This is a genomic window from Sinomicrobium soli (assembly GCF_003285545.1).
Taxonomy (GTDB): Bacteria; Bacteroidota; Bacteroidia; order Flavobacteriales; family Flavobacteriaceae; genus Sinomicrobium.
Map to the genome: position 1 here is coordinate 222,495 of NZ_QLNV01000003.1, position 25,719 is coordinate 248,213.

Below are 25,719 nucleotides of genomic sequence, written 5' to 3' on the forward strand. Positions count from 1 at the left end.
AGCTTGGCTTGTTAAAGAGGGACTATCTCGTACTGGAGCGTTGTGGAATACGAATCCGGTCTGGCCTTTACGAGAGTCTCATCATCAGGTTTTGTGGTGTAGAGGATATCCAGGTAAACAAAATTCCGCTCCGTTGTCCCGCCCCGGGCTATGACCTGTTTTACGGCACTCAGGTGTACCGGGAAAACAGTGATATTTCCGTCGGGCGGACGCAGGGACAATGTTGTACTGTTAAGCGGAAGGCTGTTTCCCAAGGCAGATAACAGGGAAGGTTGCAGCGACTTTACGGTAACCTGGTACCCGGTATTTGCCCGGAGTACAAGCCCGTTCGGGTATTCGCTGGTCTTGCCGTTGACATAATCGGATAAGGAATTCAGATCCAGCGTGGCATTCACGGCACGGGGTGACACCTTTAGCGAAAGCTGTTGCCCATCGGGAGGGGTCCCCGAAAGTTCGCCTATCTGTATCCGGTACACGTGTTCGGTAATTCCTATTACATTGTTGTACTGGTCGTAAGCCTTAAACTCCAGGGGTACATAAAAATTCGTCCAGTTGCCCAGGCTCCCGAGATAACTTCCTCCTTCCACGACAAAATTATATCTCATTTGCAGATCGTAATAACCGTTAGGACTGGAGGGTTTATTATAGAGAGGTACCGCAGACTGTGGCACCAAAAAAACTTCCTGGCCCTGTATCAGTTTAACATCAACCGGCATACCGATCTGGGCTACAGAAGGGACCGGCCCCGGTTCCATTTGTCCCAGGGTTGCCGAGGGCTGCAGACTGAGTTTCCCTTCCGGAAACACATGAGAACCTCCTGTCACCGCCTGCTTCAGCCTTACCGAAATTTTCCAGAGCGGCTCATCCAGGGAGCCGTTGGCCTCAAAGCGAAGGGTATATGCGTCGGAAGCCGTATTACCGGCATAAGAGGTTACCTGCATGTAATTATTGCTCCACGAAGAAAACCGGAGTCGCTGGGTCATCCCGCTCCACGGGTTCAAAAGCAAAATCACCACAGGTAGTATCTTATTCATAGGTAAAGGTTAGCTCTGCCATTTCCAGCAGATTATCATCTCCGTAATCCATAATCACCGAAGCTACATACTTTCCGTCCGAAAGTCCTTCGGGTAAGGGGATCACCATTTCGCGCCTGTATCCCGGCAGGGTGTAGAATACGACATGCGGCAAGGTTTCCTTTTTCCCGTTTCCCGTATTGACCAGGTCGGTATAGGCAATGCCATCGGTCCAGATATTGCCTTTATTCTCAAAAAAGAGATGTATGTTCCTGTTCTCCTTATCGTATTGCATATCGCAGATCTCAAGCTTTCTCTCTCCGGGCACATTTTTCCTGTAATACAGCTTGACCCCCGATCGAACGCTGACTTTAATCTTCCCTCCCTTTTCGTCCACATCATCTACGGGATTCATCTGGGTAACATACAGCATTGCCGTTCGCACCGGAATACTGTCGGTAACGGATTGCGGCGGACTGATACTGACATCGATCTCCCTTTTTTCACCGGGTTCCAGGGAAAAGTATGTGTCTTCGCGACGAATACCTATCCAGCCGGCACACGACAGGGACAGGCTGTCGGCAGGATACATCATATTCTCCCCCCTGAGATCATAGTCCCAGTCGCCAAGGCTTACCGCCAGCTCCAGCCTGTTTTTCGAACTCGCATTGGTGATCACTATACTCCCCGTTTTACTCTGCCCAGGCGCACTCTCGAAATAAAGCCGCGGCGGAGATACGGATATCCCCGTCTGCCCCGTCACTGCCGAGGTTAACAGTGTAAAAAGAAGGAACTGGAAAAATATTTTTTCTTTCACGTGAATAAACTCAAATTAAACTACTTGCAGACAAATGGGTTGAAGGTTATAACTGATAAATGGCTATTTCAAAGAGATTCACAGAGAGAATTCTCTACTTTGTATTTCGGGTTTATGGCTGGCAGGCGGGTTTATAATTCAACATTCCCCCCTACAAAAACTCCCCATCTCCAAACGCCACAAAGGCTTTATCCGCATCAGGATCACAACACTGTGAAACCAAAAAAGTGAGGCTGGAAAACGGCCTCACTTGATAAAAGTACTTTTCAACACAGACCTTCTGTTATTGTGCTACGATCGTATAGGTTACCGAAGTCGTATATACCGTCGGGTTCTGTCCTGCCACGTAATAATCGAGGTAAGCATTGGAATCACCTCCACGGTAGGTAATGTTAAAGTTTTTGTCTACTCCCCCGGAATTCGAGCTTATGATCGCCTGGTTATCAGCAGACAGCTGTCGTGCCGAATACTGTGCTTCCCCGGCAGGGTTGGAGCCGGCAGCAGCCTCAATTCTTACCGTATTGGCATTGAGATTGGCTTCTCCCCCGGTCAGGTGTGAACCACTGCTCTTTACCTTTACCTGAAAACCTCCCGTACTGTAAACGGTCAGGTGATCCTGTTTGGTTTCCGCAACACCGTTCTGATAATCCTCCTTGCTGTAATACTCCAGGTTGACCTCTTTCTGGGAAGGGTTTACCACCAGCGACTGTATGGGGTGCAGCTTGACATTCAGGGTAACATTGTCAGTGCTGTTTTCCTGTGCCTGTACACCGGCACCGAACAAAACTACTACAGCAGTAAAAAAGATCTTTTTCATTGTAACGTTTTTTAATGATTGTTTGAAATGAAACATTTATATATGTTTTTAAATATTTTATTACTTTTCTTTGTCCATTAATAAAGAAAAAAATATTTTCGTGAATTATCCTTTTTCTTCAGGATTCTCAGAAAAGCGGTACAAATCTCGGTCTTTTCAGCGTAAAAAATTTGTAGTTTTTTACAATATCCTTGTGCTTTTTTACCTCCTTAAAAACCGCTAATTCATTGAAAAATAAAGCAGTATAGTCGTTCAACGGCAAAAGATGTCATTTCGTCTAAAAAATGCCTTTTTCACAGTAATAATTTTTTTTTACCATTGTGAAATGTTATTATTATTGCATGAATTTTCTTTACCCCCCTTTCGCCCTGAGAATAAATCACAAAAAGAACCCCGGCTTATGAAGGTTGCCAAAGTGACCCGACAACTTATTGAAAATGGTTTCAGTACCTGCACGCTCAAATCGATACTTAAAGAACTGGATGGTGAACTTGTGGGAAACACCTTGAAATACTTTTGTATTCTAAGGGCTACCAGGGCATTTTCGGTATATATAGACCTGAGACTCTACCATATCCCGCAGGATCATCTCGTCTTTCTCCGCCCTGGAAGAGACCTGCAGTTTATAGACCCGGAGCACCAGGATATATATGCCCTGACCTTTACCTCCGATTTTCACGAAAGAGCAGCCATTGATATTCACCTTCTCCACTCCGGTCTTTTTTTCGACAAAGAACCGCATATAGTACCGTCCATAGGTTCGGAGGCAGATTTCAACAAACTTATAGTAGACCGGATGGCCCTCTTCACCTCTAAGGAAAAAGCATTCTACAATACGGTGGTCCACAATTGTATAGAAGCACTGATACTGGACGGGCTGTTGCACATAAAAACAGATAAAGGGGCCCGAAAATCCTTTTCCGAGATCAGTACCATAGACCATTTCAAGGTATTGCTGGAAAGGCATTACAAGGAAGATCGCCGGGTCGAATTCTATTCGGAGCTCCTGGAAATATCTCCCAGGAAACTCTCGGGGATATGCGAGCGTATTCTCGGAAAAAATGCCAAAAAAATCATTACGGAACGCGTGCTTAAAGAAACTGTAAAACTCCTGAACAATTCAGATATGAATATTGCGGAAATCACTTACGACCTGGGATTCAGCGACGAAGGATACTTCAGCAATTTTGTCAAGAAGCATACCGGAAAATCGCCGAAAACAATCAGGGAAACCAACAGTAAAAGCACTTCTTCCAAGCTCATTCTCTGACTGCTCTCTACCTCCCCCGAATCACATGTGTACCAACCTCAAAATTTATTATCTTTACCCCTGGAAATACAAACACACGGCAACCCCGGGCTTTTGTGTTTTTCAAAACGCAGATCACTATGCATGCACCTTTATTTTTCCTGGGAAATATCCCCTGGTGGGGATGGATCCTGATCTTTCTCGCCCTGGTAGCCATTCGCGATATATTTATCCAGAGAGCCCATACCATAAGCCACAATTTCCCCATCGTGGGGCACCTGCGTTATTTTCTGGAAAGCATAGGCCCCGAGCTCCGGCAGTACCTGGTTGCCAACAACCGTGAAGAACTGCCCTTTAACCGTACCGAGAGAGGGTGGATATACGCTTCGGCAAAGAATGAAAACAACTATGAGGGGTTCGGTACCGACCAGGACATCTATGCCCAGCAGTACATTTTTGTGAACAATGCACTTATCCCCTATAAACTCAGGGAAGACCATCCGAATTATTCCGACAAGTACTTCCTGCCCTGCGCCAAGGTAATGGGGCAGTATCACAACAGGAAAAAATTATTTCGCCCCGGATCAGTGGTCAACATTTCGGCCATGAGTTTCGGTTCTCTCTCGGCACGTGCCGTAGAATCGCTGAACCGCGGGGCAAAAAAGACGGGGGCCTATCACAATACCGGTGAAGGCGGGCTATCTCCTTATCACGCTCACGGGGCCGATATCATTTTCCAGATCGGTACGGGATATTTCGGCGTTCGGGACGAGCACGGGAACTTTTCCATGCCAAAGCTCAAACGGCTGGTCGAGGAGAAATCTTTTGTCCGGGCTATAGAAATAAAACTGTCGCAGGGGGCAAAACCCGGAAAAGGCGGAGTTCTTCCCGCCAAAAAGATCACTTCGGAAATTTCGGAGATCAGGCATGTACCTATGGGTAAGGATGTCATTTCCCCGGCCTCGCATACCGCTTTTTCAACGATAGAGGAACTCGTAGGCTTTGTAGAAAAAATAGCCGGGGAAACCGGGCTTCCGGTAGGGATAAAGGCAGCCATAGGTAAACTGGACCAATGGCATGAACTGGCACGATTGATGAAAGAGACCGGAAAAGGTCCCGATTTTATCACCATAGACGGGGGCGAAGGCGGGACAGGCGCTGCACCTCCCAGCTTTGCAGACCATGTATCCCTGCCCTGGGTGTACGGCTTCAGTGATGTTTACAGGATATTCAAGGAAATGGATATTGCCGACAGGATAGTGTTTATCGCCAGTGGAAAACTCGGTTTTCCGGCAAAAGCAGCTATGGCCTTTGCCATGGGAGCCGATTGTATTAACGTAGCCCGGGAGGCCATGATGAGTATAGGCTGTATCCAGGCGCAGGCCTGCCATACCAACAGATGTCCCAGCGGGGTGGCTACCCAGAACAAATGGTTGCAGAGAGGTATTGATGTTCCGCTGAAATCGGACCGCCTGGCACAGTATTTCGACACTTTCAGAAAGGAACTGCTCGAAATAACCCATGCCTGCGGTTATGAACATCCCTGCCAGTTTACCATGTATGATGTGGACGTCAGTGTGGGAGACCGCAACCTTACCCAGACCCTTGCGGCAACCTATAAATACAACAAGGTAAAAGTACCTTTCGAAAACATGCAGCAACTCAAAGACTGCCCATATCTCGGTGGCAGGGACCGTGAGATACATTGAAGCCCCCCTCAATAACCTAATAACTCAATAACTTAATCCCTGCCCCCTCATATCTTCCCCGTTCTCCCGAGGATATACAGCAGGACAATAGGCAGGGCCAGCAAGCCTGTCATCAGGGGGTCCTGAACGGCCAGGCCGGGGTAAAAGGCCAGGGTAAGCACATATCCTCCCACGGCACCGCCAAAATGTGCCGTATGCCCTATATTGCCCACCCTGTTTTTCATTCCGTAAATGGAATACAGCAGGTACCCTATCCCGAAGAGATAGGCAGGAATGGGAATGGGAATAAAAAAGAAATAAAGGCTCATTCCGGGATTGAGCAGTATGGCCGAATAAATCACTCCCGTTACCGCACCGCTGGCCCCGACAGCACTGTATTCGTCTTCATTCCGGTGAAACTGGAAAGAGAGCAGGTTGCCCGCCAGCAGGCTTCCCAGGTATATGACCAGGAACTGTACGTTGCTGAAGTGGAACATGACCACCGGAGCAAAGAAATAAAAGGTAAGCATGTTAAAAAGCAGGTGGGTAAAATCGACGTGGAGGAACCCCGAAGTAAACATGCGTAATTTTTCACCTTTCTTTATGGCCCGTATGTGGAATTTGTAGCGTTCGAAAAACGACAGGTCGTTAAACCCTTTTATCGACACCAGTACATTGGCAGCGATCACAGCAATCATAACCAAGTTCAGATCATTCATCAGATATCCTGTTTGAAACCTTATGTGCCCAAATATAATTATATTTGCCGGAAATTCTACGAGATTGTCATGCAGCTTCTGGTTTTCATAATGGCCTATCCCCTTCTGTGGTGCATTTCCCTGCTCCCCTTCCGGTTGCTATACCTCCTGTCCGACCTGTTATACTTCGTGGTATACAGGGTTGTAGGCTATCGCAGGAAAACCGTGAGAAGCAATATCGAACTCGCACTCCCGGAACTTTCCCCCGCCGAAAGGCTGGCCATAGAGAAAAAGTTTTACCATCACCTGACAGACCTTTTCCTGGAAATGATAAAAACCTTGTCCGTATCTGTCGAAACGATTGAAAAGCGATTTGTATATACCAATATGGAGGTCCTGCGCAATATCGAGGATCAAAAAAGTATCATCCTCATGTTTCCCCATTACGCAGGCTGGGAATGGACCGTGTCACTCAACGCCCGGGTATCTTCGGAAGGATATGCCGTATACAAGCGTATCCGGAACCCTTATTTTGATCGTATGGTAAAAAAAATACGGGGAAAGTTCGGCACTATACTCATCGAAACCCGTGAAGTCATAAGGGTAATCCGCCGAAACCAGCACAAAAATATTCCTTCGATATACGCTTTTCTCAGCGACCAGTCACCACTGATGAGCAAGGCCATATACTGGCAGGATTTCATGGGAATTAAGGTACCGGTACATGTCGGGGCCGAAATACTGGCCAAACGCACCGGCCTGGCGGTAATCTACCTGCGTATGGAAAAACTTAAAAGGGGGTATTACCAGGCTACTTTCGTACCATTGAGCACAGCACCGGAAACCATACCCGATTACGGCATTACCGACCTCTTTCTTCAGGAAGTGGAAAAACAGATCCGCAAAGCTCCCGAATACTATTTCTGGACCCACAAAAGGTGGAAACACAGGAATAAGGCTCCGCAACAATAGCCCGGTAACAGAAATTTAAAAGGTGATCTCGTTCCAGGAACCCGCATAAACCGGGGCTACCTTGTTCAGGGAATTCTTAAGACTGACCACATCAACTTTGGGACCGCCGGAAAATACATTGATGATCTCTTCTTTTTTAGCATCGAAGAATACCTGGAGCAAAAAGGAATTGGGCCTGGTCGAGTTGACGCGTTCCAGGAACTTGAAGGATCTGGCCATGGATTCCTTGCCCGCTGCCGGATCGTCGGTCATGCGGTCGAGCCCCATGCGGTGGTATTCGTACAGTGCGGTGCGATAGCTCTTGAAAGGATTGGACAACAGGTTGTCGATAAGCCCCCACCTGCTCTTGTTCCCGTCTGCCTGTTTCCATCCCGAAAAATTGCTGCTCTGTGCCAGGTTAACGATATTCCGGGCCTGTCCGTAGAATTCGGTCCCTCCCTCCGGGGCAAAGGTATCGGCGTCCAGCCCGAGAATGACATATACGTAATAGGTCACCACCGAAACCAGGTTCGACTCAAAGGTATTGGGATTAAAATAAAGGGGCTGGAACTCCATATACTGAAAATCGAACCGGGTGTCCCTGAAATTGAAAACGGGAGACTCATAGGCTGTATTGTAAACCGGTCTCGACGACTGTACCTGTATGGTAGCGCCGAAACGATCAGACTCGTAACCGGTTATTGTCAGATACATACTGCAGTTCACCCTTTCCTGCCGGGCGTACTCCCGACTGGTCCACTTCGTCTTGTTCACATAATCATTAAGGGCCTTTTCAAGAGTTTCAAAAACCTGTTTATTCGTCTGTGCCACCTGGTCGGCATCCACGACAACCCTGCAATTGAGCTCCTGGGCATAAAGCAGGGCACATACGGGGAATAACATACACCAACATAGTAAGACCACATTTTTTCTCATACGAATAACCTTAGGTTTCTTATATATAGCAGGTTGCCGGCTACAGGTTTATAATTTACAGAAATGTCATTCAGAGCGAAGCGCAGCGTAGTCAAGATATCTCTATCCCGGTTCTCCGGCCTATTTCCCTGAAAATATCCAGGGCCACTTCCGTCTTGGGTTTCAGTTCAAACGGGGTCATGTGCCGGTCCCGGTCTATAAAAGTAATCTTATTTGTGGATTTCCCAAAACCTGCCCCTTCGTCTCTCATGGAATTCAGCACAATGGCATCCAGGTTTTTCCTCTGAAGTTTTTCGAGGGCATGCTCTGTTTCACGATCCGTTTCCAGGGCAAACCCTACCAGGAACTGGTGTTTCTTTATGTTCCCCAGCGAAGCCAGAATATCTTTTGTAGGTTCCAGGGTCAGCGTCAGCGAAGCATCTTTTTTCTTGATCTTGCTGTCGGTTACCACAGCAGGACGGTAATCGGATACGGCCGCGGCCAGTATGGCAATATCGGCATGGTCAAAAGCACGGTGTACAGCGATATACATCTCTTCGGCGCTTGTGACCCTTACGGTATCGATACGGGAATGATCTGCAGACAGCGAAGAGGGGCCCAGCACCAGCGTAACCTCTGCCCCGAGACCGGCCGCAGCCTGTGCGAGTGCCATTCCCATCCTGCCTGACGAGTGATTCCCGATAAAGCGTACCGGATCTATGGCTTCGTAGGTAGGTCCTGCCGTAATGAGCACCTTTTTACCGTAAAGAGGCAACGATTGCAGAATATGGTCTTCCATAAAACCCACGATCTCTGCGGGTTCTTCCATACGTCCCTCTCCTGTCAATCCACTGGCCAGTTCACCATGTCCGGCAGGAATGATCACATTGCCAAACCCCTGCAGGGTCTTGAACGTGTTTCTTGTGGAAGGGTGTTTATACATGTCCAGATCCATCGCAGGGGCGATGTATACCGGGCATTTGGCAGAGAGATAGGTAGCGAGAAGAAAATTATCGGAAACCCCGTTGGCCATCTTTGCCATCGTATTGGCCGTTGCAGGGGCCACAATCATGTAATCGGCCCACAGCCCCAGCTCGACGTGGTTATTCCATAACTCACTTTCCCTTTCCTTGTCCGTAAACTTGGAGAGTACCGGGTTTCTGGACAGGGTGGACAGGGTAAGCGGAGTAACAAACTCCCTGGCATTTTCGGTCATGACCACCCGTACCTCCGCACCCGCCTTTATAAAAAGCCTTACGAGAAAAGCAGTCTTATAAGCGGCAATGCCCCCGGTTATGCCTAAAAGGATTTTCTTGCCGCTTAACACCGACATATCGCTATGCTTCCTTTTCGGTATCCCTGTAGTAAATCTTGTCGTTCAGCCACTCTTCTACGGCAATGGCGTGAGGTTTGGGAAGTTTTTCGTAGAACTTGGATACCTCTATCTGCTCCTTGTTCTCGAAAATTTCCTCGAGGCTGTCGGTATAGGTAGCAAACTCCTCCAGTTTTTCGATCAGCTCCTTCTTGATCTCCGCATTGATCTGTGTTGCCCTCTTGGCAATGATCGATATGGCCTCGTAGATGTTCTCCGTAGGGGCATCTACCTTATTCTTGTCAAGGGTAATGGTAGAAACCGGGGCTTCTGTTTTTCTCAAATTGCTCATTGCACTCTTCTTATTTGCTAAATTGTTGTAATTCTTCTTCCACTGTTGCCATCATCTTGTCGGCTTCACCGGTATACTGTGTTTCAGGATAATACCGCTTTAAGGTATTATATGCATCCCTGGTATCATTATAGCGTTCTTCCTGCAGGACATATATACTGTTTACTGCCAGGTTATAGGATGACAGCATACGGTAGTACATCGCATCTTCCCGGTATACCGTGCCCGGATAATTGGACAGAAAATTGTCCAGGGACTTGATCGCCGCCTTGTAATCCTTGATACGGTTGTACTGTTTGGCTATTTCCAGGTCCTTTTTTTCCAGTTTGGACCTCAATTCCCTGATCAGTACATTGGCATCGTCCAGGTATTCCGAATCCGGATAACTGTTTATGAACAGTTGCAGTTTATCCAGTGCCGTATTGGTTTCTGTCTGGTCGAGGCTGTATTTGGGAGACAGCATATAATAACTCCGGGCCCCGAGGAACGCGGCTTCTTCTGCCTTGTCACTTCTCGGGTAGGACTTTGAGAACCTGTCGAACTGATAGGCAGCCAGGTAATAGTCCTTGGTCTGGTAATATGCGTTGGCGTGAAAATACACCACCCTCTCCCCCTGTGGTTTGCCTGCGTACTGGGGGACGATCTGTTCAAAAAGCCGGTTGGCCTTTTTGTAATCTCCCTTCTCGTAAAGCTTCTCCGCCAGATCGTATTTTACTTTGGTATCTTCGCTTTTCAGAGCTTTCTGAAACTCGCTGCACGAACCCAGCAAAGCCGCAGTGATTGCAATATACAAAAATCTTTTCATGAATAATCGCCTGGTTTTTAGTGACCTTTCACCTGAACACCCATCACGGCATCTACCGCTAAAATGAGCGGCAAAATTAGCCAATAATCGGATAATACAAAACTAATTATCGCCGAAGATACAATTTAGCGGTATTCCCGGAAAGAATACGGGACTAATTTTAACCATATTTTAGAGTTTTGTAGTTCTTAGTTGTTAGTTCGTAGTTTCAACTGGTTGCTGGTTTGCAGGATGGGCAAGATCAATGTCATTCAGACCGTAGGGAAGAATCTCAACCCCAGATCAAAGGGGCTTCAACAGTATAACCCGAAAGCCCGGGGATTCTTCGACTGCGCTCAGGATGACAGTTCACAATACCGCCATCCCCGGAACTCTGAACTCCGAACCGGATTCGTGTTACACCAACCAGGAACTAAACCAGCCTCACATTTTGCTCCACAAAGGCAACAATACGGGCCTGCAGGTCATTGTCGGCTTTTACCAGAGGTAATCTTACCGTATCCCTGCACAGTCCGAGGGCCTTGAAGACCGCCTTGATCCCGGCAGGATTGCCCTGTTCAAAGGCCATGTCCACCATATCCATCAGGTTGTAATGAATGTCGTATGCTTCGCGGGCCGCCCCCTCAAGTCCGAGACGTACCATCCGGGAAAACTGTTCCGGAACACCCTGCCCTATTACCGAAATAACCCCTGCCCCTCCGGCGAGCACCATGGGTAAGGTAAGCATATCATCCCCGGAGATCACCAGGAAATCTTCAGGCTTATCCTTTATAAGCCGCATCGCCTGTACGATATCACCGGCTGCTTCTTTTATCCCGATAATATTATCCAGCCCGGCCAGTCTCAGTACCGTGTCCGGCAGCATGTTGGAAGCCGTACGCCCCGGCACGTTATACAGGATAACCGGTAGCGGGGAAGCTTGTGCAACTGCTTTGAAATGCTGATATATCCCTTCCTGTGTAGGCTTGTTATAATAAGGAGATACCGAAAGAACAGCGTCAAAACCGGAAAGACCGGAGGCCTGCAGTTCGTTTATCACACCGGCCGTATTATTACCTCCTACTCCGAGTACCAGGGGAAGCTTCCCCGCATTGGCCCTGATCACAGTCTGTTTCACAACCTCCTTTTCCTCGCTGCTCAAAGTCGCACTTTCTGCCGTAGTCCCCAAAACTACGAGATAGTCGATCCCTCCCTCTATACAGTGGTTTACCACACCTTCAAGTGCCGTAATGTCCACATCGTTGTCCTCGTTAAACGGGGTTATCAACGCCACCCCCGTACCTGTGAATTTTGACATCCTAAATCTTATTTAATATGGTCAGATATTTTACTAACTCTCTTTTAAACTCCGGAAAATTTTCCGGACTAACATTAATGATCAAATCGTTCATCTTTTCATACACCCCGGCAAGCCCGGCCCGGAAAGAACTCCCGATCCCCGTGGAAGCCAGCGCCAGGACCGGGGAAGCAACGCTGTAATAATTCAGCAACAGGTCGTAATGCCTGTCCTTCATTCCCGAATATCCCTCATGGCGTATTTTCCCCTTCCATCCCAGGTCGGTTTTCCTCATAACGGGAATACCCGGACTCTCATAAGCATTGTTCTTCCCGCTAAATCCCAATATGTGAAAATGCTCCGGGTCCACTTCCAGACTGTGCGATAAGCCCCGCAGTGCCTCCACATCATCAAATTCGTCAAGATTTACCAGACAGGCCACCGAAGATATTCTCTTCGCCTCCGAAGTGCCCTTCGGACCCGTGGGATATGCCAGTTTTTTTTTAAGAATTTTATAGGCGGCTTTCTCCTTATATTTCTTAAAAAACATATACCTTAGCTTTGTTCTGCAAATGTAATACATTACCATGCACAAAAACACCGGTATAGCACAACTTAATAACATAAAAATAACACATTTTGTTATTTTCATAACTTTCACTTTACTTTTATCCTGCAAACAGGAGTCTTCTGTTACAAAAAAACAGATTCTTCGTATTGAAGGCAAGGAGATCAATATCAACGACAGCATAGCGTCAGACACCTCGATCGACAGCTTTGTACGGCCCTACCGCGACCATATAGACCAGGACCTGAAGGCCCCTCTCGCTTACAACCCCTATAAACTGGATAAATCTGACGGAGCGCTCAATACTGCTATCGGGAACCTGATGGCCGATGTGGTCATGCAAAAAGCCGGTGATATTTTTAAACGGAGAACGGGCAAGGATGTGGACGGCGTCCTTTTAAATTTCGGAGGAATAAGGGCGGCCATTCCCCCCGGCCACGTCACGGCAAGAACGGGGTACGAGATCATGCCTTTCGAAAATGCAATGGTAGTACAGGAACTCAGCGCTGCCAAAATGGAAGAAATGGCCGGCTACCTGGCCGCAAACCAGACGGCACACCCCATAAGCGGCTTCCAAATCAGGCTTGACGGGCAGGGAAACTTAAAAAATTTCCTCGTAGGCGGAAAGCCCCTGGACCCGGACAGGAGTTACTATATCGCTACCTCCGATTACCTGATGAACGGCGGGGATAATATGAATTTTTTCCTGGACGCCCTCAGTTCCACCCCCCTGGATTACCGCATACGCAATGCGATGATCGATTATTTTTCTGAAACAGATACCATCCGGACCCAAAGAGACGACCGGTATACCAGGGAAATAAGTCTATATCACCGGAAACCAGATAACAAATACCGGGGTACAGACGTTATATAAATCCCGGGATGAAATTCCCCTAAAAAAACCGACCTCGCAAAGTGCTGCGTATTTCAATACAAATACAGAGTTCACCCAGTGAATAAAAGAACATATTATGATACAGCTCACCGATATTCTACTCTATATACTTCCGGCAGCAATCACCGGACTCGTCGCGTATTATTTCTTCGCCCAGTTTGTAAAAAACGAACAGCTGAAACGGCGGTTTCTCTTGCAGCGGGAGGCACAGAAGCACACTTTTCCCATCAGGCTACAGGCCTATGAACGCATGGCACTTTTCCTGGAACGCACAGACCCGGTCAAACTGTTGTTACGGGTAGTGCCTTCCCGCAGTATGAACACCGCAGAATATGAAGCCCTGCTCATCAGGAGTATCGAAGAAGAATACGACCATAACCTTTCGCAGCAGATCTATATGAGCGACCAGTGCTGGAGCATTATAAAAACTGCAAAAAACAGTACCATACAACTCATCAGAAAGGCCAGCATGACGGCCCAGCCGGATTCGCCGGAAAAACTCCGGGAGGTCATACTCAGTGAAATGATGGACAAAACCTCCCCTTCGGCAACCGCCCTGCAATTTATAAGAAAAGAGGTGAGGGATTTCATGAATTAAACCCCGCTTATTTTCTCCCGGCTTCGTACCTTTGTCCCGCAGGCCGTCTTATCGCTCCCGGCAGGGAGAGGAAAGTCCGGACACCACAGCGCAGCGTAGCGGGTAACACCCGTCGTCCCGATACCGGGAAAGGACCAGTGCAACAGAAAGTATGTACAGGTAAGGCTGTAGTGAAATCAGGTAAACTCTACGCGGTGCAACGCCATGTATACCGGCATCAGAGGGTTGCGCGCCCGAATCGCCCCGGGCGAGTGCCGGAGGGTAGGCGGTTAGAGATACCGGGCAACCGGTATCCCAGATAAATGATAAGACACGACAGAATCCGGCTTACAGGCCTGCATTTTTTTACAAGGGGCATATTGGAAGTAGGAGAACCCCGGGCTTCCGGCTTCGAACTACCAACCAGGCACTAAAAAAGCCCGGAAGACAAATACCGGTCGCCCCGGTCACATATGATGGTCACGATAACCCCCTTATCCAGCGTTTCCGCCAGTTTTAATGCTGCACATACCGCTCCCCCGCTGCTCATTCCCGCAAAAACCCCTTCTTCACGGGCCAGCCTCCGGGTCATTTCTTTAGCCTCCTCCTCGCTCACTTCTATGATGCTATCCACTCTTTCGGGGTCAAAGATCTTCGGCAGGTATGCCTCCGGCCATTTCCGTATTCCAGGAATACTGGAATCATCTGTGGGCTGCACTCCGACGATGGTGATGTCCGGGTCCTGTTCTTTCAGATAGGCAGAGGTCCCCATAATGGTTCCGGTTGTTCCCATGGCCGACACAAAATGCGTTATTTCCCCGTTGGTGTCTCTCCATATCTCCGGACCGGTGGTCTTGTAATGCGCTTTCCAGTTATCATCATTGCCAAACTGATTGAGCGATACATACCCTTCCTCATCCACTTTTTTCTCCGCATAGTCCCGCGACCCTTCAATACCGGCATCTGAAGGGGTAAGCGTTACCTTTGCCCCGTATGCCCGCATGGTCTGTACCCGTTCCCTGGTAGAATTTTCCGGCATTACGAGTTCGATGTCCAGGTGGAACAAACCGGCAATCATGGCCAGGGCTATCCCCGTATTCCCGCTGGTGGCCTCTATAAGTTTTGTTTCCTTATCTATATCTCCGCGCTCCAGGGCACTCTTTATCATATTATAAGCCGCCCGGTCCTTAACACTTCCCCCGGGATTATCTCCTTCCAGTTTCAGCAACAGCTTTACCGCTTTGCCCGGTATCAAGGTTGTCGTTGCCACCAGGGGGGTGTTCCCTATATTTTCAAGTAATGTTTTGTACATATATTCTGTTTTATATATAGAACTCGTCTTGAGTTATTATAATTTGCTGCAAATCCCTGTTTATTCCCGTCAAAAAGACAAGGCCCTCCGGCCATCTTCGAGCTCTTCCATATAGATATCCACCGCATCTTCGGGCAGTAGTCCCCCTATTTTTTCCGGCCACTCTATAAAAAGCCAATCACCGGAATAAAGATATTCCTCCACGCCCATGTCCAGGGCCTCGGTTTCATCTTCTATCCGGTAAAAATCAAAATGATAGACCGGTAGTCCATCTTTGTCCCGGTATTCATGTACCAGCCCGAAAGTGGGGCTTCCTGTCATATCCCCCACACCGAGTTTAAGAGCCATGGCTTTGATAAGGGTGGTCTTTCCCACTCCCATATCCCCGTGAAACAGAAGGGTCTTTCCACGTGCCTCTCCCAGGACCCGGGAGGCGACAGCCTCTATCTCCCGCAATGAATAAAGGATCTTTTCCACACAAATAAATTTTAATTATTCCTGTATTAAGGTTGAAGGTTACAGGTTGCAGGTTTAAAGTTGCAAAACCTGTAACCTTCAACTTTTAACCTGTCCCCCCCCCGGGGGGCTATCTCGGTTCCAGCACTACAAAAGGCACGATCATTTCTTCAAGGGATATTCCCCCGTGCTGATAGGTGTTCCGGTAGTATCCCACATAGTGATTGTAGTTGTTCGGGTACGCAAAGAAAAGATCGTCCTTGGCAAAAATAAAAGAACTGCTCATATTTATGGAAGGAAGATGAATATCTCCCGGGCGTTTTACGGCAAAAACATCCTTGTTCTCATAAGACAGGCTTCTTCCTGTCTTATACCTCAGGTTCAGGCTGGTTTCCTTATCACCGATTACTTTCGACGGGTTCTTTACATTGATCGTACCGTGGTCGGTAGTGATAATGAGTTTGAACCCGAGTTGCTGAGACTGCTGAATGATCTCCAGTAAGGGAGAATTCCTGAACCAGCTCTGGGTAAGCGACCGGTAAGCCTTATCGTTGGATGCGAGTTCCTTAATAACCTCCATCTCGGTCTTTGCATGAGAGAGGATATCGACAAAATTATACACGATCACGGTAAGGTCGTTCCCTTTCTGCGATTTGAAATTCTGTGCCAGCTGTTTCCCTGCCCTCAGGCTGGATATCTTGTGATATTCCCACTTGACATCCAGTCCCAGCCTGCGTATCTGCTCATTGAGAAAATCTGCCTCATACAGGTTCTTCCCTCCTTCATCGGTATCGTTTTTCCATAATTTCGGATACAGCTTTTCCATTTCCACAGGCATTAAGCCCGAGAAAATGGCATTGCGCGCATATTGCGTAGCCGTAGGGAGGATACTGCAGTATGGCTTCTCACTCTTTTCCTTGTAATGTATATTAATGGTATCGGAAATGGCCAGCCATTGATCGTATCTCAGGTTATCGATAACCACCATCAGGGTCGGCGCCTTTTTTTCAAGTTCGGGCAACACCAGCTCACGGAACAGGGTATGTGACATCACGGGGCTTTCTTCTCCCGAAAACCAGCCGGGATAATTTTTTTCGACAAATTTCCCGAACTGGGTATTGGCTTCTGTCTTCTGGGACTCCAGGATCTCAACCATCCCTATATCCTCTATGTTTTCCAGTTCCAGCTCCCAGTAAAGCAGCCTCTTGTACAGTTCCACCCAGTCTTCATACGTATTGGCCATGGCCATATCCATGGCTATCTTCCGGAATTCCTGCTGGTAACTGGCGGTAGTCTTTTCCGAGACCAGCCTGGAATGGTCCAGGTTTTTTTTGAGCGACAGCAATATCTGGTTCGGGTTGACAGGCTTTATGAGATAATCGGCTATTTTCGAACCTATGGCTTCCTCCATCAGGTATTCTTCTTCGCTCTTCGTGATCATTACCACAGGTACATTAGGCCGTTTGGCCTTGATTTCCGTAAGGGTTTCCAGGCCCGAAAGTCCGGGCATGTTCTCATCCAGAAAAATAATATCGTAATTATTGCGGTCCACATCTTCAATGGCATCGGCCCCGCTCTGGCATGTGGTAATGTCATAATTCTTTTTCTCCAGAAAGAGGATATGTGGTTTCAACAGGTCAATTTCATCATCTACCCACAGTATTTTTATGTTACTCATATGCTTATATTTGTATTTTTACATCATTTATGTCAAACACCGGTAACGGCCTCCCGACTTTGCGGTTTACAGGTCCGTGCTCAAAACAAACGTATGCAACGCACCAATAAACTCAAAATATTTAACGACCCAATTTACGGATTTATTACCATTCCCAACACCCTGGTTTTTGATCTGATCGAACACCGGTATTTTCAGCGGTTGCGGAGAATATCCCAGATGGGCCTTTCCTACCTCGTATATCCCGGAGCACACCATACCAGGTTCCACCATGCCATGGGCTGTATGCACCTGATGCAAAAAGCGATACAAACCCTTCGTTTTAAGAAAATTGAGATCTCTGAAGAGGAAGAAGAAGCCCTGCTCGTAGCCATATTGCTGCACGATATAGGTCACGGACCCTTTTCACATGCCATGGAACACAGCATCGTGGAAAATGTGAGCCACGAACAGATCTCACTGCTGTTCATGGAAGAGCTCAACCGTGATTTTAACGGAAGTTTAACGTTGGCTATCAAGGTTTTTCGCGGACAGTATCACCGGAAGTTTATGCATCAGCTTATTTCCAGCCAGCTCGATATCGACCGTACCGACTATCTGAAACGGGATAGTTTTTATACCGGGGTAGCAGAGGGCAACATCAATTCCGAAAGGCTCATTTCCATGCTGAATGTGGTAGACAATGAGCTGGTCATTGAAGAAAAGGGGATTTATTCCGTAGAAAAATTCCTGGTTGCCAGGAGACTGATGTACTGGCAGGCCTACCTTCACAAGGCCGGGATCGCAGCAGAACAGCTGCTTATAAGGGTACTGAAAAGGGCTAAGGAACTGGTTTCGGAAGGAGTAACCCTGAAATCGAGCACTGCCCTGGAATACTTTCTGAAGAACAAGGTAGACCTCGACAATTTTTCCACCCCTGTACTCGAAATATTTTCAAGACTTGACGATTACGATATCATCTCGGCCATGAAAGAATGGCAGTTTCACGAAGACTTCGTCTTGTCCCGCCTCTGCAGCATGATACTGAACAGGGACCTGCTCCGGATTAAATTCCGCAAAAAGCCGGTCTCCGGGAAGAAGCTGGAGAAACACACCCGGCTTTTCATGGACGAATTTGACGTTTCCGACCGGGTAGCACGGTATTTTGTATTTACCGGGCAGGTGGAAAACATCGCTTACAGCATCGATCAGGAGAACATCAGGATACTCACCAAGGCAGGCAAGGTTTCCGACGTGGAAAAAGCATCCGACCTGCTCAACATCAAGGCCTTGTCCAGGGCGGTCACCAAATATTTTATCTGCTACCCCAAGCAGGAGAACAGTATGGCCGGGATCAGCCCGCACCCTTAGAAAGGCCGCTGTTTTCCTTAAATCATCCGGAACGGGCATACCTTGCTTTACCTGGTAAAAACCGGCGTGTTTTAAGGATTTCCCCATTAACTCAACACCCCGGTAACTTGATATTTACTTTTTTTATACTTTTGCAGGAATGAAATTTACAGCAAGTCAAATAGCAGGTATATTAGAAGGTGATGTCGTCGGAAACCCGGATGTCGAGGTTTCAAAGCTGGCCAAGATCGAGGAAGGGACGGAGGGCGACCTCACTTTTCTGGCCAACCCCAAGTACACATCATATATATATACCACAAAGGCCTCCGTTACGATAGTAAACAAGGACTTCGAGGCCGAATCGGAACTTTCCACCACCCTGATAAAGGTGGAGGATGCCTATAAATCCTTTTCCAGGCTGTTGGAATACTACAATCAGGTAAAGCTGAACAAAACCGGTATTGAGCAGCCTTCCTATATTTCGGAGACCGCTTCGCACGGGGAAAACATTTACCGGGGCGCTTTTTCCTATATAGGTGAAAATGTGCGTATAGGCCACAACTGCAAGATATACCCCAATGCCTATATCGGTGACAATGTGACCCTGGGGAACGATGTCGTCGTATTTGCGGGCGCCCGGATCTATTCGGAAACAGTGATCGGAAATCATTGTATCATACACAGCGGGGCCGTTATCGGAGCAGACGGTTTCGGTTATGCCCCTGACGGGAACGGGGCGTATTCGAAGGTGCCCCAGACGGGAAATGTAATACTGGAAGATTATGTAGATATCGGTGCCGGAACAACCATCGACAGGGCTACACTGGGATCTACCGTTATACGCAGAGGTGTAAAACTGGACAACCAGATACAGATTGCCCACAATGTGGAAATCGGCGAAAATACGGTAATTGCAGCCCAGACCGGCATTGCCGGTTCTACAAAAATAGGACGCAACTGCATGATAGGAGGCCAGGTAGGTATTGTAGGCCACCTCACCATTGGAAACCGGGTTAAGGTACAGGCCCAGTCGGGAATCACCCGGAATGTTCAGGACGATGAAACACTACAGGGGTCGCCGGCCTTTAACCTCAGTGACTACAACAAGTCGTATGTCCATTTCAAGAATCTTCCCAAATTAGTACAAACTATTCATCAATTCGATAAAAAACGGAACGATAATGAGTAATGCCAGAGTTGCCAAGCAACGTACCATTGCAAAAGAAGTAACGCTCCAGGGTGTAGGTCTTCACACGGGGCATGAAGTTACCATGACCTTTAAAGCTGCTCCAGAAAACCACGGTTATGCCTTTAAGCGCATTGACCTGGAAGGCTGCCCCGTCATAGAAGCAGATGCCAATTATGTGGTCAATACCCAACGGGGAACCAATCTCGAGAAAAAAGGGGTGAAAATACACACCTCCGAACACGTACTGGCTGCATTGGTAGGACTGGAAATAGACAACGTTCTGATTGAGCTCAATGCCCCGGAGCCGCCCATCATGGACGGGTCTTCCAAGTTTTTCGTGGAGGCGCTCGAAAGTGCGGGGATCGTAGAACAGGACGCAGAGCGGGAAGAATATATTGTCAAGGACGTTATTTCGTATACGGATGAAGAGACCGGAAGTGAGATCACGGTAATCCCCGCAGAGGAATACCAGGTCACTGCCATGGTCGATTTCGGCACCAAAGTCCTGGGAACACAGAACGCCACGCTGAAACACCTTTCCCTGTTCAAGAAAGAAATATCAAATGCCAGGACCTTCAGCTTTCTCCACGAGATCGAAACACTGCTGGAACACGGGCTTATCAAGGGAGGAGACCTCAACAATGCGATCGTATATGTAGACAAGGAACTCTCCAGGGATACCATGGAAAAACTGAAAGTCGCCTTTAACAAGGAATCCATTTCCGTAAAGCCGAACGGTATTCTCGACAACCTGACCCTGCACTACCCCAACGAGGCGGCCAGGCATAAACTACTGGACGTTATCGGCGACCTCGCCTTGGTAGGCACCCGTATCCGGGGAAAGGTTATCGCGAACAAGCCCGGGCATTTTGTAAACACCCAGTTTGCAAAAAAACTGTCGAAAATGATCAAGATCGAAAAGCGCAACAAGGTACCGCAATACGACCTTAACCAGGTTCCCCTGATGGACGTTACCGCCATCATGCAAAAACTGCCGCACAGGCCTCCGTTTCTGCTTGTAGACAAGATACTGGAACTCTCCGACACCCATGTCGTGGGGGTAAAGAACGTTACGATGAACGAACCCTTTTTCGTAGGGCACTTCCCCGGGGCTCCCGTTATGCCCGGGGTATTGCAGGTAGAAGCCATGGCACAGGCGGGGGGCATACTGGTACTCAGCACTGTTCCCGACCCGGAAAACTACCTTACATTCTTTATGAAAATAGACAATGTAAAATTCAAGCAACAGGTAGGTCCGGGAGATACCCTGATATTCAAGCTCGAGCTGGTGACCCCCATACGAAGGGGAATATGCCATATGCAGGGCTATGCCTATGCCAACGGCAAACTGGCCACGGAAGCGGAAATGATGGCACAGATCGTAAAAGTAAAAAATGATTAGGAACACCGTTGTGTTCCCGAATGATATTAATCGACACACATGAATCAACCCTTAGCATATGTCCATCCCGGGGCCAAAATAGCCAAGAACGTGGTGATAGAACCCTTTACCACGATTCACAACAATGTGATTATCGGCGAAGGCACCTGGATAGGTTCCAATGTCACCATCATGGAAGGTGCCCGGATAGGTAAGAACTGTAATATTTTCCCGGGTGCCGTAATTTCGGCTACACCGCAGGACCTCAAGTTCCAGGGAGAAGAAACCATTGCCGAGATAGGAGACAATACCACCATCCGCGAATGCGTGACCATAAACCGGGGCACGTCAGACCGCATGAAAACGGTGATCGGGCAGAGCTGCCTTATCATGGCCTATAGCCATATAGCCCACGACTGTATTGTGGGCAACAACTGCATTTTCTCCAACAACAGTACCCTGGCCGGCCATATCACTGTCGGGGATTATGTAGTCCTGGCCGGAATGACTGCCGTACACCAGTTCTGTTCTATCGGGAACCACGCTTTCGTGACCGGCGGATCACTGGTGCGAAAAGATGTCCCCCCCTACGTAAAAGGGGCAAGAGAACCCCTTTCCTATGTCGGGATCAATTCCGTAGGCCTGAGAAGAAGGGGCTTTTCTGCCGACAAGATCAGGGAGATCCAGAATATATACAGGATACTGTACCAGAGAAATTACAACAACACCCAGGCCATCGAAATTATCGAAGCCGAAATGGAAGCCACTCCGGAACGGGATGAGATCCTCCAGTTCATCCGCGACTCGCAACGCGGTATCATGAAGGGGTATTTCACTGCCGGATAATAATGCCAAAAGAACAGAAACAAGCAATAAAACCCATAGTATGGCAACAACTTCAGACATACGGAAAGGATTGTGTATCCGTTATAACCACGACATCTATAAGATCGTGGAGTTTCTCCATGTAAAACCCGGAAAAGGCCCTGCCTTCGTACGTACCAAGCTCAAGAGCGTGACTACCGGAAAGACCTTAGACAACACCTTCTCTGCCGGTCACAAGATAGACGATGTGCGGGTAGAGACCAATACATTCCAGTACCTGTACCCGGAAGGAGACCTCTTTCACTTCATGAACACCGAAGATTTCAACCAGATCTCCCTTCCTAAAAACGCACTGGATTCCCCTGAACTGCTCAAGGAAGGAGAAATCGTGACCATCATTATCAACGCGGAAGACGGTATGCCGCTTTCTGCGGAGATGCCTGCTCACGTGATCCTGGAGGTAACCCATACCGAACCCGGTGTAAAAGGAAATACAGCTACCAACGCAACAAAACCCGCCACAGTGGAAACGGGAGCCAGCGTAAATGTCCCGCTGTTTATCAATGAAGGGGACAGGATAAAAGTGGAAACGGAAAAAGGGACCTACGTAGAGCGGGTCAAAGAATAAGTTCCGGATATCTCATGAAATTCCCAAAGGTATACACCTTACACCAGATTGCCGGTATCCTGGACTGCCGGTATGTAGGGAGCGAAGACTTCCCGGTACGTGGCATGAACGAAATCCATGTCGTGGAGCCGGGAGATATCGTCTTTGTAGATCATCCGAAGTATTACGACAAGGCACTCCAATCGGCAGCCACCGTAATACTTATCAATAAGGAAGTAGCCTGTCCGGAAGGCAAGGCATTACTCATTTCCGATGATCCTTTTCGCGACTTTAACAGGCTGACCCATCACTTCAACCCGTTCCGGAAGGCCGTGGCCACCATAGCACCTACGGCTACCGTTGGCAAGGACACCATTATCCAGCCCGGTGTTTTTGTGGGAAATGATGTGGTTATAGGAGATCACTGTCTCATCCATCCCAACGTGATCATCTACGACAACACGGTTATCGGCAACAATGTGACCATACATGCCGGAACTGTCCTGGGAGCGGATGCGTTCTATTACAAAAACAGGCCGGAAGGTTTTGACAAACTCCTCTCCGGCGGAAAAGTCGTCATAGAGGATAATGTTGACCTCGGGGCCCTGTGCACCATAGACAGGGGAGTTACCGGAAGTACCCTGATCAGGGAAGGCAGCAAGATCGACAACCAGGTACATATAGGACACGACACGGTAATAGGCCGGAAATGCCTTATCGCCTCCCAGACCGGGATTGCGGGTTGCGTGGTCATAGAAGACGAGGTTACCATATGGGGACAGGTAGGTATGGCCAGCGGTATCACCATAGGCACCAAAGCAGTTATACTGGCACAATCCGGTATCAGCAAGTCGCTGGAAGGGCACACCACCTATTTCGGGTACCCGGCAGAGGAAGCGCGGAAAAAATACAGGGAACTGGCCTCGATACGGAAGATACCGGATATCATAACCCGGCTGAAATCCGGTTCCTGAATATCGGTGGTCCGCACGGGAAGCCGCAACCAAAAAATAACCGGAACAGGGCAAGATTAACCCGTTTGGAATACCGGTTTATCCATATAAAACCCTATTTTTGCATAGCCTATTAAAAACAAAATATAATGAGTGTTTTAGTCAACAAGGATTCAAAAATAATCGTACAAGGTTTTACCGGTAGTGAAGGAACCTTTCACGCCGAACAAATGATAGATTACGGCACCAATGTAGTGGGAGGTGTAACTCCCGGAAAAGGAGGCCAGGAACACCTCGGGCGCCCGGTATTCAACACCGTAAAGGACGCGGTAGACCAGGCAGGAGCCGATACCACCATTATTTTCGTTCCGCCGGCTTTTGCGGCCGATGCCATTATGGAAGCCGCCGATGCGGGTATTAAAGTGATCATTACCATTACCGAAGGCATTCCCGTAGCCGATATGATCAAGGCCTATAACTATATCAAGGGCAAGGACTGCCGCCTTATAGGCCCCAACTGTCCCGGTGTCATTACCCCGGGCGAAGCCAAAGTAGGGATCATGCCCGGATTCGTGTTTAAAAAAGGAAATGTAGGGATCGTATCCAAATCGGGAACCCTTACCTATGAGGCCGCCGACCAGGTGGTACGCCAGGGACAGGGTATTACCACGGCCATAGGTATAGGTGGAGACCCCATTATAGGAACAACTACCAAAGAAGCCGTGGAACTGCTCATGAACGATCCCGAAACCGAATGTATTGTCATGATAGGGGAAATAGGCGGACAGCTTGAGGCCGATGCGGCCCGGTGGATCAAGGAGAACGGGAATAAAAAACCCGTTGTAGGCTTTATTGCCGGGGAAACTGCTCCCAAGGGACGTACCATGGGGCATGCCGGAGCCATTGTAGGCGGTGCCGACGATACGGCCGAAGCCAAAAAGAGGATCATGAAGGAATGTGGTATCCATGTGGTAGACTCCCCTGCCGAAATCGGCAAGAAAGTTGCCGAAGTTCTGGGGTAGTTTCACAAACGACATAGCGATATATCCGAAAATCCGGCAGCAGGTACTGCCGGATTTTTTTGTGTTATACCGCCTTTTTCGTACCTCTACTTTTGTTTTATGCTGCATCTATTTGCTATATTTGGCCCTGCACGGTAAAATACCGGCATTTAAAAACAGAACATGTCAAAAAAGCCTGTAATCCGCGAAGCAAATTCGGGACACGCAGGGCGTTTAACAAACAACGGCCATTACCTGCCGATATCGGTAACGCATTTCAATGGCCCGGAAATTTTTAATACGGATGAAACTTTTAGAAGGAAAAACAGCTATTATTACAGGAGCAAGCAGGGGCATCGGAAAAGGCATTGCACAGGTTTTTGCCCGGGAAGGGGCCAATGTGGCCTTCACATACAGTTCATCGGCAGAAGCCGCTGCCGGACTGGAAAAGGAACTCACCGCACTGGGTGTAAAGGCCAAGGGCTACCAGAGCAATGCGGCCGGTTATGAAGAAGCCCAGAAACTGGCGGAAGCAGTCCTTTCAGAATTCGGGAGTATAGACATCCTGGTCAACAATGCCGGGATCACCAAAGACAACCTGCTGATGCGTATCTCTGAAGAAGATTTCGACAAGGTGATCGAGGTCAACCTCAAGTCTGTTTTCAACATGACCAAGGCCGTACAGCGCACCATGCTCAAACAGCGTAAGGGGTCTATCATAAACATGAGCTCCGTAGTAGGTGTCAAGGGAAATGCAGGACAGGCCAACTACGCCGCCTCCAAGGCGGGTATCCTCGGGTTTACAAAATCGGTAGCCCTGGAACTCGGTTCCCGGAATATCAGGTGCAATGCCATTGCTCCCGGGTTTATAGAAACAGAAATGACCGCCAGGCTCGATGAGAAAACCGTTCAGGGATGGAGAGAGGGTATCCCGCTGAAACGCGGCGGAACTCCCGAAGACGTGGCCAATGCATGCCTCTTCCTGGCCTCGGACCTCAGTGCCTATATTACGGGACAGGTACTCCATGTAGACGGGGGCATGCTTACCTGAG

26 protein-coding genes and 1 other RNA gene are annotated in these 25,719 nt (G+C 48.3%); 14 read left to right on the top strand and 13 right to left on the bottom strand.

The features are described 5' to 3' along the window. Positions 1-11: 11 nt before the first annotated feature. The 3 genes from DN748_RS04845 to DN748_RS04860 form a co-directional block, all read right to left on the bottom strand. Complete coding sequence (locus DN748_RS04845; protein WP_112370642.1) at positions 12-1,034, bottom strand: hypothetical protein; 1,023 nt, start codon at positions 1,032-1,034, stop codon at positions 12-14. Then, positions 1,027-1,830 (bottom strand): fimbrial biogenesis chaperone, encoded by an 804-nt coding sequence (locus DN748_RS04850; protein ID WP_112370643.1) that lies wholly within the window; start codon positions 1,828-1,830, stop codon positions 1,027-1,029. Before DN748_RS04850 ends, DN748_RS04845 begins: the two co-directional genes overlap by 8 nt. A gap of 283 nt (positions 1,831-2,113) precedes the next feature. Continuing rightward, positions 2,114-2,647: a hypothetical protein gene (locus DN748_RS04860; RefSeq protein WP_112370645.1), complete on the bottom strand. Its 534-nt coding sequence runs from the start codon at positions 2,645-2,647 to the stop codon at positions 2,114-2,116. 400 nt (positions 2,648-3,047) lie between these two features. On the opposite strand from DN748_RS04860, the gene DN748_RS04865 reads away from it, so the two are divergent. Both DN748_RS04865 and DN748_RS04870 read left to right on the top strand, forming a co-directional pair. Beyond that, positions 3,048-3,917 carry a helix-turn-helix domain-containing protein gene (locus DN748_RS04865; RefSeq protein WP_161554468.1) on the top strand — a complete coding sequence of 290 codons (870 nt, stop codon included), beginning with the start codon at positions 3,048-3,050 and terminating at the stop codon, positions 3,915-3,917. 119 nt (positions 3,918-4,036) lie between these two features. Further along, positions 4,037-5,605, top strand: a complete 1,569-nt coding sequence (locus tag DN748_RS04870; protein WP_112370647.1) for an FMN-binding glutamate synthase family protein — start codon at positions 4,037-4,039, stop codon at positions 5,603-5,605. 47 nt (positions 5,606-5,652) lie between these two features. On the opposite strand, the gene DN748_RS04875 is transcribed toward DN748_RS04870, so the two are convergent. Then, positions 5,653-6,303, bottom strand: a complete 651-nt coding sequence (locus tag DN748_RS04875) for a rhomboid family intramembrane serine protease (RefSeq protein ID WP_112370648.1) — start codon at positions 6,301-6,303, stop codon at positions 5,653-5,655. 69 nt (positions 6,304-6,372) lie between these two features. Between DN748_RS04875 and DN748_RS04880 the strand changes: the two genes are divergently transcribed. Next, positions 6,373-7,254, top strand: a complete 882-nt coding sequence (locus tag DN748_RS04880) for a lysophospholipid acyltransferase family protein (RefSeq protein ID WP_112370816.1) — start codon at positions 6,373-6,375, stop codon at positions 7,252-7,254. 15 nt (positions 7,255-7,269) lie between these two features. Here the strand turns inward: DN748_RS04880 and porD are convergent, their stop codons facing one another. The 6 genes from porD to DN748_RS04910 form a co-directional block, all read right to left on the bottom strand. Then, the gene (gene porD / locus DN748_RS04885; protein ID WP_112370649.1) at positions 7,270-8,169 is read right to left on the bottom strand and encodes a type IX secretion system protein PorD; all 900 of its coding nucleotides are present in this window, start codon (positions 8,167-8,169) and stop codon (positions 7,270-7,272) included. Between the two features lie 91 nt (positions 8,170-8,260). Next, a complete protein-coding gene (coaBC, locus tag DN748_RS04890) occupies positions 8,261-9,481 on the bottom strand; it encodes a bifunctional phosphopantothenoylcysteine decarboxylase/phosphopantothenate--cysteine ligase CoaBC (RefSeq protein WP_112370650.1) in 1,221 nt (406 codons plus the stop codon). A 4-nt stretch (positions 9,482-9,485) separates the two neighbouring features. After that, positions 9,486-9,812 carry a DNA-directed RNA polymerase subunit omega gene (locus DN748_RS04895; RefSeq protein ID WP_112370651.1) on the bottom strand — a complete coding sequence of 109 codons (327 nt, stop codon included), beginning with the start codon at positions 9,810-9,812 and terminating at the stop codon, positions 9,486-9,488. A gap of 10 nt (positions 9,813-9,822) precedes the next feature. After that, positions 9,823-10,617 carry an outer membrane protein assembly factor BamD gene (locus tag DN748_RS04900; protein WP_112370652.1) on the bottom strand — a complete coding sequence of 265 codons (795 nt, stop codon included), beginning with the start codon at positions 10,615-10,617 and terminating at the stop codon, positions 9,823-9,825. 412 nt (positions 10,618-11,029) lie between these two features. After that, positions 11,030-11,914, bottom strand: a complete 885-nt coding sequence (gene dapA / locus DN748_RS04905; protein ID WP_112370653.1) for a 4-hydroxy-tetrahydrodipicolinate synthase — start codon at positions 11,912-11,914, stop codon at positions 11,030-11,032. Between the two features lies 1 nt (position 11,915). Beyond that, on the bottom strand, positions 11,916-12,443 hold the full coding sequence (locus DN748_RS04910; protein WP_112370654.1) for a DUF6913 domain-containing protein: 528 nt from the start codon (positions 12,441-12,443) through the stop codon (positions 11,916-11,918). 37 nt (positions 12,444-12,480) lie between these two features. On the opposite strand from DN748_RS04910, the gene DN748_RS04915 reads away from it, so the two are divergent. From DN748_RS04915 to rnpB, 3 genes are all read left to right on the top strand, one after another. After that, positions 12,481-13,338: a 5'-nucleotidase C-terminal domain-containing protein gene (locus DN748_RS04915; protein ID WP_112370655.1), complete on the top strand. Its 858-nt coding sequence runs from the start codon at positions 12,481-12,483 to the stop codon at positions 13,336-13,338. A 97-nt stretch (positions 13,339-13,435) separates the two neighbouring features. Beyond that, positions 13,436-13,957: a DUF7935 family protein gene (locus DN748_RS04920; RefSeq protein ID WP_112370656.1), complete on the top strand. Its 522-nt coding sequence runs from the start codon at positions 13,436-13,438 to the stop codon at positions 13,955-13,957. 35 nt (positions 13,958-13,992) lie between these two features. After that, positions 13,993-14,303: RNase P RNA component class A (rnpB, locus tag DN748_RS04925), an RNA gene on the top strand. Positions 14,304-14,366: 63 nt separating this feature from the next. On the opposite strand, the gene cysM is transcribed toward rnpB, so the two are convergent. The 3 genes from cysM to porX form a co-directional block, all read right to left on the bottom strand. Further along, complete coding sequence (cysM, locus tag DN748_RS04930) at positions 14,367-15,248, bottom strand: cysteine synthase CysM (protein WP_112370657.1); 882 nt, start codon at positions 15,246-15,248, stop codon at positions 14,367-14,369. 69 nt (positions 15,249-15,317) lie between these two features. Then, on the bottom strand, positions 15,318-15,725 hold the full coding sequence (gene tsaE, locus DN748_RS04935; RefSeq protein WP_112370658.1) for a tRNA (adenosine(37)-N6)-threonylcarbamoyltransferase complex ATPase subunit type 1 TsaE: 408 nt from the start codon (positions 15,723-15,725) through the stop codon (positions 15,318-15,320). 109 nt (positions 15,726-15,834) lie between these two features. Continuing rightward, the gene (gene porX, locus DN748_RS04940) at positions 15,835-17,382 is read right to left on the bottom strand and encodes a T9SS response regulator signal transducer PorX (protein ID WP_112370659.1); all 1,548 of its coding nucleotides are present in this window, start codon (positions 17,380-17,382) and stop codon (positions 15,835-15,837) included. Between the two features lie 93 nt (positions 17,383-17,475). On the opposite strand from porX, the gene DN748_RS04945 reads away from it, so the two are divergent. The 8 genes from DN748_RS04945 (at position 17,476) to fabG (ending at position 25,718) form a co-directional block, all read left to right on the top strand. Further along, entirely contained in the window at positions 17,476-18,732 is a 1,257-nt protein-coding gene (locus DN748_RS04945; protein WP_112370660.1) for an HD domain-containing protein, read from the top strand. A gap of 139 nt (positions 18,733-18,871) precedes the next feature. Continuing rightward, on the top strand, positions 18,872-19,900 hold the full coding sequence (lpxD, locus tag DN748_RS04950) for a UDP-3-O-(3-hydroxymyristoyl)glucosamine N-acyltransferase (RefSeq protein ID WP_112370661.1): 1,029 nt from the start codon (positions 18,872-18,874) through the stop codon (positions 19,898-19,900). Then, positions 19,893-21,302, top strand: a complete 1,410-nt coding sequence (locus tag DN748_RS04955; protein ID WP_112370662.1) for a bifunctional UDP-3-O-[3-hydroxymyristoyl] N-acetylglucosamine deacetylase/3-hydroxyacyl-ACP dehydratase — start codon at positions 19,893-19,895, stop codon at positions 21,300-21,302. Before lpxD ends, DN748_RS04955 begins: the two co-directional genes overlap by 8 nt. 39 nt (positions 21,303-21,341) lie before the next feature. Further along, complete coding sequence (lpxA, locus tag DN748_RS04960) at positions 21,342-22,127, top strand: acyl-ACP--UDP-N-acetylglucosamine O-acyltransferase (RefSeq protein ID WP_112370663.1); 786 nt, start codon at positions 21,342-21,344, stop codon at positions 22,125-22,127. 40 nt (positions 22,128-22,167) lie between these two features. Then, the gene (efp, locus tag DN748_RS04965; protein ID WP_112370664.1) at positions 22,168-22,734 is read left to right on the top strand and encodes an elongation factor P; all 567 of its coding nucleotides are present in this window, start codon (positions 22,168-22,170) and stop codon (positions 22,732-22,734) included. 14 nt (positions 22,735-22,748) lie between these two features. After that, positions 22,749-23,687 carry a UDP-3-O-(3-hydroxymyristoyl)glucosamine N-acyltransferase gene (locus DN748_RS04970; protein WP_112370665.1) on the top strand — a complete coding sequence of 313 codons (939 nt, stop codon included), beginning with the start codon at positions 22,749-22,751 and terminating at the stop codon, positions 23,685-23,687. A 128-nt stretch (positions 23,688-23,815) separates the two neighbouring features. Next, complete coding sequence (sucD, locus tag DN748_RS04975) at positions 23,816-24,688, top strand: succinate--CoA ligase subunit alpha (protein WP_112370666.1); 873 nt, start codon at positions 23,816-23,818, stop codon at positions 24,686-24,688. Between the two features lie 283 nt (positions 24,689-24,971). After that, complete coding sequence (fabG, locus tag DN748_RS04980; protein ID WP_112370817.1) at positions 24,972-25,718, top strand: 3-oxoacyl-[acyl-carrier-protein] reductase; 747 nt, start codon at positions 24,972-24,974, stop codon at positions 25,716-25,718. Position 25,719: the final 1 nt, after the last annotated feature.

Coding starts and splice junctions, on each gene's coding strand:
- DN748_RS04955 (WP_112370662.1), top strand. CDS start 19,893: ATGAGTAATGCCAGAGTTGCCAAGCAACGTACCATTGCAAAAGAAGTA.
- coaBC (WP_112370650.1), bottom strand. CDS start 9,481: ATGTCGGTGTTAAGCGGCAAGAAAATCCTTTTAGGCATAACCGGGGGC.
- DN748_RS04865 (WP_161554468.1), top strand. CDS start 3,048: ATGAAGGTTGCCAAAGTGACCCGACAACTTATTGAAAATGGTTTCAGT.
- DN748_RS04910 (WP_112370654.1), bottom strand. CDS start 12,443: ATGTTTTTTAAGAAATATAAGGAGAAAGCCGCCTATAAAATTCTTAAA.
- fabG (WP_112370817.1), top strand. CDS start 24,972: ATGAAACTTTTAGAAGGAAAAACAGCTATTATTACAGGAGCAAGCAGG.
- porD (WP_112370649.1), bottom strand. CDS start 8,169: ATGAGAAAAAATGTGGTCTTACTATGTTGGTGTATGTTATTCCCCGTA.
- DN748_RS04915 (WP_112370655.1), top strand. CDS start 12,481: ATGCACAAAAACACCGGTATAGCACAACTTAATAACATAAAAATAACA.
- DN748_RS04880 (WP_112370816.1), top strand. CDS start 6,373: ATGCAGCTTCTGGTTTTCATAATGGCCTATCCCCTTCTGTGGTGCATT.
- DN748_RS04920 (WP_112370656.1), top strand. CDS start 13,436: ATGATACAGCTCACCGATATTCTACTCTATATACTTCCGGCAGCAATC.
- DN748_RS04860 (WP_112370645.1), bottom strand. CDS start 2,647: ATGAAAAAGATCTTTTTTACTGCTGTAGTAGTTTTGTTCGGTGCCGGT.
- efp (WP_112370664.1), top strand. CDS start 22,168: ATGGCAACAACTTCAGACATACGGAAAGGATTGTGTATCCGTTATAAC.
- DN748_RS04895 (WP_112370651.1), bottom strand. CDS start 9,812: ATGAGCAATTTGAGAAAAACAGAAGCCCCGGTTTCTACCATTACCCTT.
- sucD (WP_112370666.1), top strand. CDS start 23,816: ATGAGTGTTTTAGTCAACAAGGATTCAAAAATAATCGTACAAGGTTTT.
- dapA (WP_112370653.1), bottom strand. CDS start 11,914: ATGTCAAAATTCACAGGTACGGGGGTGGCGTTGATAACCCCGTTTAAC.
- DN748_RS04900 (WP_112370652.1), bottom strand. CDS start 10,617: ATGAAAAGATTTTTGTATATTGCAATCACTGCGGCTTTGCTGGGTTCG.
- DN748_RS04875 (WP_112370648.1), bottom strand. CDS start 6,303: ATGAATGATCTGAACTTGGTTATGATTGCTGTGATCGCTGCCAATGTA.
- cysM (WP_112370657.1), bottom strand. CDS start 15,248: ATGTACAAAACATTACTTGAAAATATAGGGAACACCCCCCTGGTGGCA.
- DN748_RS04870 (WP_112370647.1), top strand. CDS start 4,037: ATGCATGCACCTTTATTTTTCCTGGGAAATATCCCCTGGTGGGGATGG.
- DN748_RS04945 (WP_112370660.1), top strand. CDS start 17,476: ATGCAACGCACCAATAAACTCAAAATATTTAACGACCCAATTTACGGA.
- lpxA (WP_112370663.1), top strand. CDS start 21,342: ATGAATCAACCCTTAGCATATGTCCATCCCGGGGCCAAAATAGCCAAG.
- DN748_RS04845 (WP_112370642.1), bottom strand. CDS start 1,034: ATGAATAAGATACTACCTGTGGTGATTTTGCTTTTGAACCCGTGGAGC.
- DN748_RS04970 (WP_112370665.1), top strand. CDS start 22,749: ATGAAATTCCCAAAGGTATACACCTTACACCAGATTGCCGGTATCCTG.
- lpxD (WP_112370661.1), top strand. CDS start 18,872: ATGAAATTTACAGCAAGTCAAATAGCAGGTATATTAGAAGGTGATGTC.
- porX (WP_112370659.1), bottom strand. CDS start 17,382: ATGAGTAACATAAAAATACTGTGGGTAGATGATGAAATTGACCTGTTG.